The organism is Ligilactobacillus hohenheimensis (assembly GCF_947381805.1).
GTDB classification, from domain to species: Bacteria; Bacillota; Bacilli; order Lactobacillales; family Lactobacillaceae; genus Ligilactobacillus; species Ligilactobacillus hohenheimensis.
In genome coordinates this window covers 1-13,232 of sequence record NZ_CANCXC010000005.1, presented here as the reverse complement: position 1 = coordinate 13,232, position 13,232 = coordinate 1, and the positions used below count along the sequence as shown (strand labels likewise).

The window sequence follows — 13,232 nt, the reverse complement described above, 5'->3', positions numbered from 1 at the left end:
GACTCTTTTTAGCCGAAAAATTAGCGCCGTACAAAGTAGGAGATAACCCGAAAGATTAAGTACACCGCGCCCGTGTACATTAGAAGGAGCATTAACAGGAAGAGTCCTCCCTGCAACCACATCCGGTACGAGAAAAGGAGGGCGACCACGTTAAAGAAGTCGCCGTGCCGAACGTACGAGTACCCGAGGGTAAGGAGAACAATTAGGAGCCCACAAATAAAGCTAACTTTCATCTGGCGTTTGTTAATCACGGTTTTTCCTCCAATGAGTTCTGATAAATTACTTTTATTATAGTCAACCTGGCGGGAAAAAGATACAGAAAAACTGATAAAGCGCGAATGAAAGGGTTGACATTTATTTATGTAACCGTTATCATCATAGACGTAAGGTATTTAAAAATTACCTTTTAATCAATTCTCTTTCTCTCTTATGCCAACCACTGCGAATTGCTGTTGCAGTGGTTTTCGTTTACCATAAAATGGATGGAGGGACCAAGATGAAGAGTCATGAAACGTTAACCCTAATTGAACAGATTACCCGGAATGATGGTTCATCGTACTATGAGATTGCAAACATGGTTCAGAATGGCCGGGCGGAAAAGGCGGCAATGAAGGGGCTAATCAAAGAAGTACGGATTATTCAGCTGAATATTCCGCGGTCATCAAGCGTGATTAAGTACGAGCAGTACGTTAATGAACATTTCACGATGCCGGGGGAAGATTTTGACGAATTTCCGGAGTGGACTAAGACGCCAGAAATTCAGAAGGTCGTCGACCAGATTTTGCACGAAAATCACGTTGCGTAGTGCGGCGAGCAGTCACTAAAATTAGGAAAATCCGCCTAGCACTGATGAAAAAGTGTGGTAGAATGAACACGTACTCACAAGAGAGTAACTTTTTTTAGGAGGCTGTTTTAATGTCAGTATTTGTAAATGGTAACGCAATTTACAACGCCGCCCGGAAAGGCCACTACGCTGTTGGTGCGTTCAACACGAACAACCTTGAATGGACGCGTTCAATCCTGCGGGCTGCCCAGGAAACCAAGACCCCTGTTTTGATCCAGGTTTCAATGGGTGCTGCTAAGTACATGGGGGACTACCGGCTGGTTAAGAACCTCGTGGAAAACGAAATGCGGGTAATGAACATCACTGTTCCGGTTATCATGCACCTTGACCACGGGAACTACGAAGCTGCCAAGGAATGCATCAAGGAGGGCTACTCATCAGTTATGTTTGATGGCCACGACCTTCCGTTCGAAGAGAACCTTGAAAAGACGAAGGAAATCGTTCGTCTTGCTCACGAACGGGGCATCTCCGTTGAAGCCGAAGTTGGTTCAATCGGTGGAACGGAAGACGGTATTACCGGTGAAGGTGAACTGGCAAGCGTTGAAGAAGCTAAGACGATGGCTGCTACCGGCGTTGACTACTTAGCTTGTGGGATTGGTAATATCCACGGCAAGTACCCAGAAAACTGGAAGGGCCTGAACTTCGACCGGCTTCAGGAGATCGCTGATGCTGTTGACACGCCACTTGTGCTTCACGGTGGTTCAGGAATCCCGCAGGAACAGATTGAAAAGGCAATCTCAATGGGAATTTCCAAGGTTAACATCAACACCGAAAACCAGCTGGCATTTGCAGCCGCAACGCGGAAGTACATTGAAGCTGGCAAGGACCAAGAAGGTAAGGGTTACGACCCACGGAAACTGCTGGCACCAGGGACCGAAGCAATCGTTGACACCGTTAAGGAAATCATCGGTTGGTTAGGAACACCATCAGTTAACGACTAATTAACTTGAACTTATCATTGAAGGAGTCGCTTTGGGCGGCTCTTTTTTTGTGATTTTAAGGACTATTAAATGCAGGGAAGGCCTTGTTATAAAAACGCTTTCATGATAGATTGAATTTTGAGAGCTAGTTTGTAGGGGGAGAATAACAATGGCTAAGAAAAAGGATTATGGGGAAATTTTACCTGCTTTTCACCGCGAGGAGAAGGTGTTAAAGGCCCTCGCTAACCGTAAACGGCAGTATATCCTCACGTTGCTTTGCCATCACCGGCAGGGAATGACCGTTGGGGCGCTTACAAAACAACTGGGAATTACGCAGCCGGCGGTTTCGCATCATTTACAGATTCTGCGGAATGCGCAGCTGGTAACGTACCGTAGGAAAGGGCTTGAGAGTGAATACTACCTGACGTGGGACGTGCCGCTCCGGACGCTAATCAGTGACCTACAGAAAGTAGGAAGGACTAAGTAGGAGTTTCTTTTTAGGGACGTTCGCGGTAAAATCAAGCGGTGATTATGCAAGGAGGCGAACGTCATCGCAAAGAAGGTTTATGCGGTTCTCCGCGGGAAGGTGCCCGGAATTTATGGCACTTGGGAAGAGTGTGCCTGGCAGGTAAAGGGTTATAAAAACGCGCGCTATAAGAGCTTTTCGTCAGTCCAGGCGGCCCAAGCGTGGCTCCGGGATGAAATGACGGGGAGGAAAGCAGGGCGTTCGCAGCACGTTACCCACCAGCCGAACGAGAGAAGGGTGGCACCAATCCCATCAACCGAAGTGGTCTTCTATTCTGATGGCGGCACCCGCAACCATGGTAACTACCGGGGCGGGCACGTCAAGGCAACGGACGTAGCGGCGTGGGCGTACCTGGTAACGGCACCAGGTTACCGAAACAGTGCGAGTGCCGGCGAGTTTGGGAGTACCAATAACCGGATGGAACTGTTAGGATTGATTAACGCGTTAAGCGACCTTAAAGATCAGGGGTTAAACCGCCAACCAGTTACGGGGGTTCTGGATTCGCAGTATGTTCTGAACGGAATTAATAAGCACTGGTTGCGAGGATGGCAACGGCGGGGCTGGAAAACGGCAAGTGGAACGCCCGTTGCCAACAAGGAGTTATGGCAACGGGTCGCGAACCTGTTACCGATGTTTCCCAAGCTGACCCTGACGTGGACGAAGGGGCACGCCCAAAATACAGGAAATAATTTTGTCGACCGCTTGTTAAACCAGACGATGGACCGGATGCAACGGAAGTAAATCGCTGTTGGCATGGAAAAAACCATGATATAATGGAAACAGTTAAACGGGGATGTTTAGGATTCGACAGGTGTAGGTCGAGCTTAGGCTGCGTTTGGTAGGTTGCGACTACCATAAAACGCTCAGTTAAATTATAACTGCAAAAAACAATAACAATTCATACGCTCTGGCTGCCTAATCGCGCCATTGCGTGATCCACACGGCATCGTCCACGTGTCGCTGTTGGGTCTCACCAATTAGTGGACTTACGCTTTATGCCGCCACCTGAGGGATAAAGAAGAGATTATCAGGTTAGCTATTAGCGGTGGCCAGGTTATTCGGCGGAGCTGGTAGTGAAGGTTAAATAGAATGACTATGAACGTAGACGCTTAAGTGGCGATACGCTTGGACGCGGGTTCGACTCCCGCCATCTCCATTTGAATGAATCATATGTTATTACGAAATCCTGTAAAACGTTGATTTTACGGGGTTTCGTTTTTTAATGAATCATATGTTTTCGTATGTTTTTGCAAAAACTGAGAACAAATTGAGAACAAGCAGGAGATTTTAATTGTAATCTTGATTCACAATCAATCTTTAAGGTACTATGCTACAATGGAAATGACAGACGGGGGTTACCCGGATAGACTGATTATAAAGTGGATTTCTGTTAAACAGCTGGGAAGTAGAGGAGTAACGGACAATGAAGATACTAATGGTGGAAGATAATCGTTCGGTTTCAGAGATGATGTCCCTCTTTTTCCAAAAGGAAGAGTGGGATGCTGATTATGCGTACGATGGAATTAGTGCCGTTAAGATGTTTAAGGAACATCCGGACGAGTATGACATTGTAATCCTTGACCTTAACCTGCCAGGAATGGACGGGATTCAGGTGAACAGTGAAATTCGGGCGGCGTCCCCAACAATTCCGGTGATTATCGTTACGGCCCGGGACAGTGAAAGTGACGAGGTTCTCGGATTCAAGGTCGGAGCGGACGACTATGTCACCAAGCCGTTTTCACCCCTGGCGTTAATTCAGCGGATTAAGGCGGTGGTGCGACGGGCCCAGCTGGCGCGTTCGCAGGGAACTAATCCCAAGAATAACTTTGACGTGGTCGTGGGGCCGCATTTTAAGTTAAATAGTGTTACTCACGAAGTGCGGTGGGATGATACGCCCATTAATGATCTTACGCGGAAGGAATTTGAGGTACTAAAGGTGATGGCGGAGAGTCCCGAGCAGGTTTTTACCCGGACACAGCTTTTACAGCAAATCTGGGGATATGAATTTGTCGGGGACGAACGGACCGTGGATTCCCACATCCGAAAAATTCGGCGGAAGTTAGCGGTTGCCCACCAGCAACTTATTCACACCGTCTGGGGCGTTGGTTACAAGTTTAGCGTGGAGGACGACGGGTAATGAAGCTGGTATTTAGGCAGTTCTTAAGTTCACTGGTCGTGGTGTTGGCGTTGATTGTTAGTATGGGAGCGTTTTTTGTGGGGTTCACCAAACAGGTGGCGTATACCAACACATGGAACCATCTCGAAGGGTACGCCGACAGCCTCAAGAAACAAGCGCTGGTTACCCGGAAGGTGAACGGACAACAGCAGCTAGGAATTAACATTGACAGGCTACACTCGAGCGAGGAGCTTTTGAGTAGCCAGGATGTTCGGGTGGTTATTTTTACGGCGCCTAATAAGGTTGTTTACCCCGAGCACGGTTACCAGGCCCGGATTTCGGCGAATGACTGGGCAAAGTTAAAGGCGGGGAAGACGCTTCGTGAAAAGCTGGATGAACCCGCACAGTTGTTTGCCGGGCATAAGAAAAGTGTGTACTCGAAGGATACGACCGATATTTTTTCGCCGTGCTTTGATAGTAACGGCAATATGGTGGCGGTAATTTCAATTGGGGCAACGATTTCGAGTATGAAAAAAACGATGCGCGGGACGTACGAGATTTTGGGGTTGTCAACGCTCCTGGCGGTCTTATTAACGTTGTTCATCAGTTACGCCCTGGCGCATTACATGACTAAGCGAACACTGCGACTTAAGCAGGCCGTTGAGGAGGTTGCCCAGGGGGATTACGGGCAAACGATTCCCGTTAACATGCATGATGAGCTTGGCCAGTTGACTAATAGTTTTAACCGGATGAGTACGTCACTTAAGGAATCGGCCGCAAAGATTGACAGGCAGAACCGGATGCAGCGGCAGTTTTTCTCCAACGCCGCGCACGAAATGCGAACACCGCTCACCACGATTAACGGGTTAATTGAGGGCTTGATGTACGATGCCATTCCAGCGGATAGCCGGATGAAGAGTCTGGAATTAATGCGGAATGAAACGGAACGGTTAATTCGAATTGTTAATAATAATCTGGATTACGAGAAAATCCGGACGGGGCAGATTGCCCTTAACCTGAAGGAGTTTGACGCGGCTCCGGTATTGCGTCAACTTCAGGAGCAGTTACGGGAGAAGGCTGAAGATCAGAAGGATGTACTGGCACTTCACGTTCCCGTTAAGTTAATGGTATATGCGGACCATGACCGGTTTATCCAGATTGTTATTAATATCATGCAAAACGCTATTCAATTTACGAAGGACGGAACGATCACGGTCACGGCCCATGCGGACACTGACAATAACCAGGTGATAATTAAAATTGCTGACACCGGAATCGGAATGTCCGCTGAGGAACAGGAGGGGATTTGGGACCGGTACTACAAGGCTGACCCGTCGCGGAAGAATACGAAGTACGGCGAGTCGGGTCTGGGATTGTCGATTGTGCGCCAGTTGGTTCACCTGCATCACGGGACGATTACCGTCGAAAGTGCGCCCAACGAAGGATCAACGTTTACCGTTACCTTGCCGGCTAAACCCGAGAATTAGTCAGAAAATGGTAAATAAAACGTTCCTAATCTTGGATAAAGAAATCCATGATTGGGAACGTTTTTTGGATTCAATCTCGTGGTAATTAATTATCTCGAAGAACCTTTTGGATGCGGACGGCAACCCGTTCGTCCATAATGACGTCCGTGAATGCTCCCGCCCGGAGGGTTCCGACCGCCGCATTTGTTTTAAACTTGTTTTGAATCACCGCAATCCGGTGAGGGGTGGTAAGGACCTGCTCTAACGGGATCCCCAGGATTTTGTCAACGGTTGGCCGTAGCCAGTGACCGTCAAGGGATACCGGCCGGCCGTACACGATTCCTGCAATCCGGTCGGGGTTGATTCCCGCGAAAATTTGGCGGAAGTTATTTTTCCACGTATCAATGGCCTGGATCGCGGTAATGGTCCCGATGCCACAAATGATCGTGTCCATTTTACGGGCGAGGTCGATGGTAGGTGCAATTGAAGGTTCAGCGAGCATGGCCGCCCGGGCAGCGTCGTTTAGGACGTAGAGCGGTCCTGAAATGGTATGGTAGGTTGTATCATACTTTTCGGCGGCCTTTTGAACCATCCGCATCGAACCAGCATACGAATTATAGCGCATGTTTTCCCCGACAAACTGAGTAAAGGTTAGGTCTGACCGGCTCACGGAGTTGAAGTGGTTAATCAACTTGTAAACCGTGTCCCCCCACGTTAACCCGATGATATGACTAGACCGAATGACCTGCTGCACTACCTTTGCGGCAAAGCTGAAGAAAACGTCGTCTGCCTGGGCGGGATTATCGCCACTCTTAAGAACGTAAATGTGATTAACGGGGAAGGCGGCCTGGAGCTGTTCTTCCAGTTCCGTGTTTTGTTCTGCGGTTGAATGAATTGTAATCGTCACGAGGTGCTCCTTGAGCGCCTGATCCAGGTACTTTGAAATGTAATACCGGCTAATGCCGTACTTTTTGGCCAATTCACTGACCGACTTTTTGCCGAGATAAAAGTCCCGGGCAATATCACTGAGTAGTTCACGCTGCCCGTTTGTTGTCATTGTAATCCCTCCAAGTAAAACGGTTTCCACGCTCATTTTATCACGAAACGGGCGGAAATTAGGAATTGCTTAGGGGAATAAGCTGGTTATGGGGCAGTTCATCGTAGGGCTTATTCCTTTTAGTTCAAATTAAACTTTGCTATAATTAATCGTGAGTTGGGATGTAATGTCCCATCTTTGATTTGGTATGAATGCTAAATCAATTATCTTTATTTGGAGGTCTGTATAATGACTGTTACAAAGCGTAAGATTGCCCTCGTTGGTGTCGGAAGCGTTGGAATGGGTTGTGCTTACTCAATCCTGAACCAGGGATTAACTGATGAATTAGCCCTGATCGACGTTGCCGGTGACAAGGCTGATGGTGAAGCACGGGACTTAATGGACGGTGTTACGTTCGCCCCAGAAAACTGCAAGGTTTACCATGGTGATTACTCTGACTGCAAGGACGCTCAGATGGTAGTTATTACCGCTGGTGTTGCTCAGAAGCCTGGTCAGACACGGCTTGAACTTGTGGGCGTTAACTCCAAGATCATGCGGACGATCGTTAAGGACGTTATGGCTTCTGGCTTTGACGGCAACCTTGTGATCGTTTCAAACCCAGTTGACGTATTAACGTACGTTGCATGGGAGGAATCTGGCTTACCGAAGAACCGGGTTATCGGGACCGGAACGTCACTTGACTCCACGCGGTTACGCATGCAGTTATCAAACAAGACCGGTGTTGACCCGCACGACATTTCTGCTTACATCGTCGGGGAACACGGTGACTCAGAACAGCCATTATGGTCACAGGCAACAATCGGTGGGAAGCCGCTGATGGACTGGATTGCTGATGGCGACGAAGGGGTTATTAAGAAGGAAGACCTCGAAGACATCCGGAAGAACGTTCGGGACGCCGCTTACTACATCATTGACCGGAAGAAGATGACCAACTGGGGAATCGGTTTGAGTACCGCTCGGGTTGTTCGTGCCATCCTTGAAGACGAGCACGCTATCCTGCCAGTTTCAGCATACTTCAACGGTGAATACGGCCTGAACGACATCTTCACCGGGATCCCGACAATCGTTGGTGAAAACGGTGTTGAGCGGATCGTTGAGATGCACATCACGGACGAAGAAAAGGCTGGACTGCACAAGTCAGCTGCTGAACTGAAGGAAGTTCTTGACTCAGTGCGGAACAACTAAGCTAATTACTGATAATTAGTTAACCGGTAGGCTTTTAAGGCCTACCGGTTTTTTTATGCCTTCACCGGCGTCCTCAAATCGGTATAGACATATACCAATTTGAACAACATGGTTGACATCTATCACAAAGAGCTATATATTATTGCCTGTACTCAATATTAGCTAATTGATATTGATATATACCAATTTGATAAGGATGATAATGATATGTGTGGAATTGTGGGTTACACCGGCACGGATGATGCCGTTGAAACGTTATTAAACGGATTAGAGAAGTTAGAGTACCGGGGATATGACTCCGCCGGGATTTATGTTAACGACCAGCATGGGAACGAATACCTCAAGAAGGTGAAGGGACGGATTTCTAAGTTGCGCGAAGAGCTTGGTGATGACGTTCATGGGACAACGGGGATTGCACACACCCGGTGGGCAACGCACGGAAATCCTACCGTTGCCAATGCGCACCCGCACGTGGCTGCTGATGGGCGGTTTTACCTGGTCCACAACGGAGTGATTGACAACTACGTTGAATTAAAGAAGGACTACCTGAGTGGCGTCCACTTTGCTTCAGAAACGGACTCAGAGGTAATCGTTCAGCTTGTCGGAAAGTTTGCCGACGAAGGAATGGCAACCAAGGATGCGTTGAAGAAGGCATTAAGCCTAATCGATGAAAACTCATCATACTCAGTATTGATGATTGACAACCAGCAGCCGGACACGTTATACGTGGCCAAGAACAAGTCACCGTTACTGATCGCTACGGGCGACGGGTTTAATGCGGTTTGTTCTGACGCAATGGCAATGCTGGCAAAGACACACGACTTTACCGAATTAAACGACGGCGATATTGCGATGATTACGCCGACGCAGGTCACGATTGAGGATCAAAACGGGCAGGTTGTTGACCGCAAGCATTTCCACGTGGATGAAGATGCCAGTGCATCCGAGAAGGGGCCGTACGACTACTATATGTTAAAGGAAATTGACGAACAGCCAGCCGTAATGCGGAAGCTGATGCAGGAGTACTTTAACGAAGACGGAAGCATCAAGATGGATGCACAGCTGATTGACCGCATGAAGCAGGCGGACCACCTGTACATTGTTGCTGCCGGAACGAGTTACCACGCCGGGTTAGTTGGCCGGGAACTCTTCGAACAGTTGACGGGAATCCCAACGGAAGTCTTTGTGGCTTCTGAGGCTAGTTACCACATGCCGCTGTTGACGGAGCACCCGTTCTTCATTTTCTTAACCCAAAGTGGGGAAACAGCGGACAGCCGGGAAGTGTTGGTTAAGGTTAACGAAATGAACTACCCAAGCCTGACGATTACTAACGTGGCTAATTCAACGCTGGACCGGGAAGCAACGTACACGCTGTTGCTCTACGCTGGGCCGGAAATTGCGGTTGCTTCCACGAAGGCTTACACCTCCCAGATTGCGGTTGAGGCGATTCTGGCAAAACGGTTAGGAATGGAACTGGGTAAAACAGTGGCTGCGGACTTCCCGCTGCAGCAGGAACTAACAAAGGTTGCCAACGGAATGCAGGAGCTGGTTGACGAAAAGGACCGGATCGAGGAATTATCGACGGAAGTCTTGAGTGAGACCCGGAACGCCTTTTACCTTGGCCGGTGGATTGACTACGATGTTGCCCTTGAAGCTGCCCTTAAGCTGAAGGAAGTTTCCTATGTTCAAACGGAAGGTTTTGCTTCCGGCGAATTAAAGCACGGAACCATTTCCTTGATTGAAGAGGGAACACCGGTCATCTCAATCATGACGGATAAGGTGACGGCTACCCACGCTCGGAGTAACGTTCAGGAAGTGATTGCACGGGGGGCAAACGTGATTACTATCGTTAGTGAGGAATTAGCCTCCCTGGCAGAGGGCCACGTTGTGAAGGTACCAAACGTTCACCCACTCCTGACGCCGCTTGTTACCGTTGTTCCGGCACAGTTGCTGGCATACTACACAAGCCTGCACCGGGGATACGACGTTGATAAGCCGCGGAACCTGGCAAAGAGTGTTACTGTTGAATAATTAATAGCTAAGAAAAGTGCTCCCGTGATTTGCTCACGGGAGCACTTTTTTGGATGCAATGTTAGTTGTTTTGCTTGAGTTTCGCCTTTAACGCAGTAAAGACCGCTGGGAGCAATGAGACGATGATAATGCCGATGATAATCAGGGAGAAGTGCTCCTTGACGACCGGGAAGTTACCGAAGAAATATCCGCTGCAGCAGCACAGAATTACCCAGCTAACGGCGCCGATTACGTTGTATTTTAGGAACGTTTTGTAGGCAACACCGCTGGCTCCCGAAACAAACGGGGACATGGTCCGGATGATTGGCATGAACCGTGCCAGCGAGATTGCGATCCCCCCGTGTTTTTCGAAAAAGGCTTCCGTTTTGCGTAGGTTTTCTTCCTTGATGAACCGCCCCCAAAACGGGCTCTGGCTGACCGAACGCCCAACCTTGCTTCCGATAAAGAAGTTGAGGGAGTCACCGGACAGACATGCCACCAAAAAGAGAAACGCGAACAGCCAGAAGCTGAGGTGATATTCGGAGTTCGCTGCGAGTGCGCATGCGGCGAAAAGTAGCGAATCACCCGGTAAAAACGGCATGATCACGGCCCCGGTTTCGATAAAAATTACCGCAAATAGGATGAGGTAGGTCCAATCTCCGAAGAGGTGAACAACCGAAACGAGGTGGTCGTTGATATGCAAAATAAAGTCAATAATAAAGTTGATAATATGCACAAGACTACTCCTTTACGTGTCAGTTACCACATAAGGTATCATCTTGAGCAGACCGTTGTAAAGTATTACTGGTTGTTTTGCGCAGCCCGGAAGTTTTTAATCAGTTGTGTACTGTGGACTGGTTGCCGTTTCTCCGGATAAATTGCCTGGAGGGCGGCATTCACGGCAACCGGTGCTTCGCCCATCCCAATCGCAATGAGTCCCTGCTTTCCCTCGTAACTAGCAACGTCGCCGATTGCGTATACCCGGGGAATGGATGTTTCCATTGTGCGGCTAACGGCGATATTGCCGTCTTCGGCAAGGGTGAGCCCCCACGAAGCGAGCTGTTTGTTATTAGAAACAAAGCCGTAGTTGACGATGAGGTCGTCAACGGTTAAGTTGCGCTTTTCAGTGGCACGTGCCCGTTGCAAGGTGATGGTAACCCGCTCATCGTCAGTTGGCTGGAGCGCACTGATTAGGTACGGCGTAATAAAGTCGGTTGCAGTTTCCCGGAGCTGGGCAACGTTGCCTTCTAGTGCCCGGAACTGGTCCCGGCGGTGAATAATATGGACCTGCCGGGCGATACCGTTAAGGGCGAGGGCCCAGTCGACGGCGGAATCCCCGCCACCGGCGATAGCGACATCCTTATCTTGGAAGCGGGTGAGGTCCGGGATGAAGTAGTGCAGGTGACGGTTTTCTAGTTCTGCCGCGTTCTCAACTTGAAGCCGTCGCGGTTCGAAGGAGCCAATCCCAGTAGCAATAATGATGGCCCGGGAATACGTCGTTCCGTTGGTTGTGTGAATGGCAAATCCTTCGGCCGTTTTCTCAAAAGAAGTAACGGTTTCGTTTAGGCGAATTGCCGGGCCAAACTGGTGAGCCTGTTCCTGCAGGTTAGTTACCAGTTCGCTTCCGGTAATTGAAGGGTAGCCGGGGATGTCATACATTTGTTTGCTGGCAAAGAGGGCGTTTACCTGTCCGCCGAGTTCCCCCATGCTTTCGATGATTTGTGTTTTTGCGAGTTTCATGCGGGCGTACGTTGCCGCAAAGAGACCAATAGGGCCGCCGCCAATAATTGTTAGGTCGTAGTAATCCATGATTTTCCTCCCTAGTAGTAATAATCTTCCTCCTTATCATAGCGGTTTCACGGGGCGGAGACAAATTGCGGAATGGGGGGATGCTTGCTATTATTAAGAGCGAAGATAAAACAGTGCGGTGAGGAGGAAGTTAGATGTATCCGCAGTTAGAATTAGAACGGGTTAGTGGCCCAACGGCGGTAATCAGTACAAACTATGGTGACATTACTGTTCAACTGTTTCCCGAACAGGCACCCAAAACGGTTGAGAATTTCGTAACACTTGCACGCCGGGGATACTACGATGGCGTGAATTTTCACCGGGTAATTGCCGACTTCATGATCCAGGGTGGTGATCCGACGGGGACCGGAGACGGTGGCGAGAGTGCCTTTGGTGAACCGTTTGCCGATGAGTTTTCTAAGAAACTGTTTAATTTGCGGGGAGCATTGTCAATGGCGAATGCCGGCCCGAACACAAATGGTAGCCAATTCTTTATCGTACAAAACCAGCACCTTTCGCCGGAAATGAACGTGCAAATGGAAGTTGCAGGTTATCCGAAAAAGGTTATTGAGGCGTACGCTAACGGGGGCACACCGTGGCTTGATTTTCACCATACTGTTTTTGGGCAAGTAATCACGGGAATGGATGTTGTTGATCAAATTGCGGCGTGTGCAACCGATGCACAAGATAAACCGCAGCAGAACGTGACAATTCAAACGGTCAAGGTAACGGATTAGGGGCGATCGGGATGAATTATCGGACTGGAATGGTACTTGAAGGAAAGGTAACGGGAATCCAACCCTATGGAGCTTTCGTGGCACTGGATGATAGTACGCAAGGGTTAATTCATATTTCCGAATGCCATAACGGATACGTGGAGGATATCCACCATTACTTGAAAGTTGGGCAAAAGGTAAAGGTCATGATTATTGATATTGACGAATTTACCGGAAAAATCAGCTTATCAGTACGGTGCCTGGAACGACAGTTTGATTTTGAACGACACGGTCAAATGGGGAATCAGCGGAAACACTACTGGACAACCCGTAAAGTGACGACGGGGTTTGCGCCGATTGCGGAGCGGTTAACCGGATGGGTTGATGAAGCCCTGGATAACATTGAGCAGGGGAAGTAGTAAGGTTTGCGGGGAAGCCCTGGAATTATCACTTCAAGGCGAAAAAAGTGCTTGACAGTGAACTACTGTTTTAGTAAGATAATAATCGCTGTTGGTTAGCAACAGTCTGGATAGATCTTTGAAAACTGAACACAGTATCGACGAATTAAATGTGTAGGGCTCTTTTGAGCAACATAATTTAACGA

Annotated in this window: 14 protein-coding genes and 1 other RNA gene; 11 read left to right on the top strand and 4 right to left on the bottom strand. The window is 48.8% G+C overall.

Annotated features, from left to right (window positions below; genetic code table 11):
* Positions 1–20 precede the first annotated feature (20 nt).
* Entirely contained in the window at positions 21–251 is a 231-nt protein-coding gene (locus tag QOR60_RS06445) for a hypothetical protein (RefSeq protein ID WP_283582554.1), read from the bottom strand.
* 245 nt (positions 252–496) lie between these two features.
* Between QOR60_RS06445 and QOR60_RS06440 the strand changes: the two genes are divergently transcribed.
* The 7 genes from QOR60_RS06440 (at position 497) to QOR60_RS06410 (ending at position 5,893) form a co-directional block, all read left to right on the top strand.
* Complete coding sequence (locus QOR60_RS06440) at positions 497–805, top strand: hypothetical protein (RefSeq protein ID WP_283582553.1); 309 nt, start codon at positions 497–499, stop codon at positions 803–805.
* A 110-nt stretch (positions 806–915) separates the two neighbouring features.
* Positions 916–1,785, top strand: a complete 870-nt coding sequence (fba, locus tag QOR60_RS06435; RefSeq protein ID WP_283582552.1) for a class II fructose-1,6-bisphosphate aldolase — start codon at positions 916–918, stop codon at positions 1,783–1,785.
* Positions 1,786–1,933: 148 nt separating this feature from the next.
* Positions 1,934–2,251: an ArsR/SmtB family transcription factor gene (locus QOR60_RS06430; RefSeq protein WP_283582551.1), complete on the top strand. Its 318-nt coding sequence runs from the start codon at positions 1,934–1,936 to the stop codon at positions 2,249–2,251.
* A gap of 63 nt (positions 2,252–2,314) precedes the next feature.
* Entirely contained in the window at positions 2,315–3,031 is a 717-nt protein-coding gene (locus QOR60_RS06425; protein ID WP_283582583.1) for a ribonuclease H family protein, read from the top strand.
* 48 nt (positions 3,032–3,079) lie between these two features.
* Positions 3,080–3,449: a transfer-messenger RNA gene (gene ssrA, locus QOR60_RS06420) on the top strand.
* Between the two features lie 264 nt (positions 3,450–3,713).
* Complete coding sequence (locus QOR60_RS06415) at positions 3,714–4,427, top strand: response regulator transcription factor (RefSeq protein WP_283582550.1); 714 nt, start codon at positions 3,714–3,716, stop codon at positions 4,425–4,427.
* Positions 4,427–5,893 carry a sensor histidine kinase gene (locus QOR60_RS06410; RefSeq protein ID WP_283582549.1) on the top strand — a complete coding sequence of 489 codons (1,467 nt, stop codon included), beginning with the start codon at positions 4,427–4,429 and terminating at the stop codon, positions 5,891–5,893. The genes QOR60_RS06415 and QOR60_RS06410 overlap by 1 nt, the downstream gene beginning before the upstream one ends.
* Before the next feature lie 85 nt (positions 5,894–5,978).
* On the opposite strand, the gene QOR60_RS06405 is transcribed toward QOR60_RS06410, so the two are convergent.
* Complete coding sequence (locus QOR60_RS06405; RefSeq protein ID WP_283582548.1) at positions 5,979–6,929, bottom strand: sugar-binding transcriptional regulator; 951 nt, start codon at positions 6,927–6,929, stop codon at positions 5,979–5,981.
* 228 nt (positions 6,930–7,157) lie between these two features.
* Here QOR60_RS06405 and QOR60_RS06400 point away from each other — a divergent pair, with 228 nt between their 5' ends.
* Both QOR60_RS06400 and glmS read left to right on the top strand, forming a co-directional pair.
* Positions 7,158–8,114 carry an L-lactate dehydrogenase gene (locus tag QOR60_RS06400; protein WP_283582547.1) on the top strand — a complete coding sequence of 319 codons (957 nt, stop codon included), beginning with the start codon at positions 7,158–7,160 and terminating at the stop codon, positions 8,112–8,114.
* Between the two features lie 207 nt (positions 8,115–8,321).
* Positions 8,322–10,145 carry a glutamine--fructose-6-phosphate transaminase (isomerizing) gene (glmS, locus tag QOR60_RS06395; RefSeq protein WP_283582546.1) on the top strand — a complete coding sequence of 608 codons (1,824 nt, stop codon included), beginning with the start codon at positions 8,322–8,324 and terminating at the stop codon, positions 10,143–10,145.
* A 61-nt stretch (positions 10,146–10,206) separates the two neighbouring features.
* On the opposite strand, the gene QOR60_RS06390 is transcribed toward glmS, so the two are convergent.
* Both QOR60_RS06390 and QOR60_RS06385 read right to left on the bottom strand, forming a co-directional pair.
* Positions 10,207–10,851, bottom strand: coding sequence for a VTT domain-containing protein (locus QOR60_RS06390; protein ID WP_283582582.1), 645 nt, complete (start codon positions 10,849–10,851; stop codon positions 10,207–10,209).
* A gap of 74 nt (positions 10,852–10,925) precedes the next feature.
* Positions 10,926–11,933 carry an NAD(P)/FAD-dependent oxidoreductase gene (locus tag QOR60_RS06385; RefSeq protein ID WP_283582545.1) on the bottom strand — a complete coding sequence of 336 codons (1,008 nt, stop codon included), beginning with the start codon at positions 11,931–11,933 and terminating at the stop codon, positions 10,926–10,928.
* 134 nt (positions 11,934–12,067) lie between these two features.
* Between QOR60_RS06385 and QOR60_RS06380 the strand changes: the two genes are divergently transcribed.
* Both QOR60_RS06380 and QOR60_RS06375 read left to right on the top strand, forming a co-directional pair.
* Positions 12,068–12,649, top strand: coding sequence for a peptidylprolyl isomerase (locus QOR60_RS06380; RefSeq protein WP_283582544.1), 582 nt, complete (start codon positions 12,068–12,070; stop codon positions 12,647–12,649).
* Between the two features lie 11 nt (positions 12,650–12,660).
* On the top strand, positions 12,661–13,047 hold the full coding sequence (locus QOR60_RS06375; RefSeq protein WP_283582543.1) for a CvfD/Ygs/GSP13 family RNA-binding post-transcriptional regulator: 387 nt from the start codon (positions 12,661–12,663) through the stop codon (positions 13,045–13,047).
* Positions 13,048–13,232 lie beyond the last annotated feature (185 nt).

Excerpts from the sequence above, each read along its gene's own strand:
- QOR60_RS06400 (WP_283582547.1), top strand. The coding sequence starts at position 7,158 with ATGACTGTTACAAAGCGTAAGATTGCCCTCGTTGGTGTCGGAAGCGTT.
- glmS (WP_283582546.1), top strand. The coding sequence starts at position 8,322 with ATGTGTGGAATTGTGGGTTACACCGGCACGGATGATGCCGTTGAAACG.
- QOR60_RS06385 (WP_283582545.1), bottom strand. The coding sequence starts at position 11,933 with ATGGATTACTACGACCTAACAATTATTGGCGGCGGCCCTATTGGTCTC.
- QOR60_RS06410 (WP_283582549.1), top strand. The coding sequence starts at position 4,427 with ATGAAGCTGGTATTTAGGCAGTTCTTAAGTTCACTGGTCGTGGTGTTG.
- QOR60_RS06380 (WP_283582544.1), top strand. The coding sequence starts at position 12,068 with ATGTATCCGCAGTTAGAATTAGAACGGGTTAGTGGCCCAACGGCGGTA.
- QOR60_RS06405 (WP_283582548.1), bottom strand. The coding sequence starts at position 6,929 with ATGACAACAAACGGGCAGCGTGAACTACTCAGTGATATTGCCCGGGAC.
- QOR60_RS06375 (WP_283582543.1), top strand. The coding sequence starts at position 12,661 with ATGAATTATCGGACTGGAATGGTACTTGAAGGAAAGGTAACGGGAATC.
- fba (WP_283582552.1), top strand. The coding sequence starts at position 916 with ATGTCAGTATTTGTAAATGGTAACGCAATTTACAACGCCGCCCGGAAA.
- QOR60_RS06415 (WP_283582550.1), top strand. The coding sequence starts at position 3,714 with ATGAAGATACTAATGGTGGAAGATAATCGTTCGGTTTCAGAGATGATG.
- QOR60_RS06440 (WP_283582553.1), top strand. The coding sequence starts at position 497 with ATGAAGAGTCATGAAACGTTAACCCTAATTGAACAGATTACCCGGAAT.
- QOR60_RS06430 (WP_283582551.1), top strand. The coding sequence starts at position 1,934 with ATGGCTAAGAAAAAGGATTATGGGGAAATTTTACCTGCTTTTCACCGC.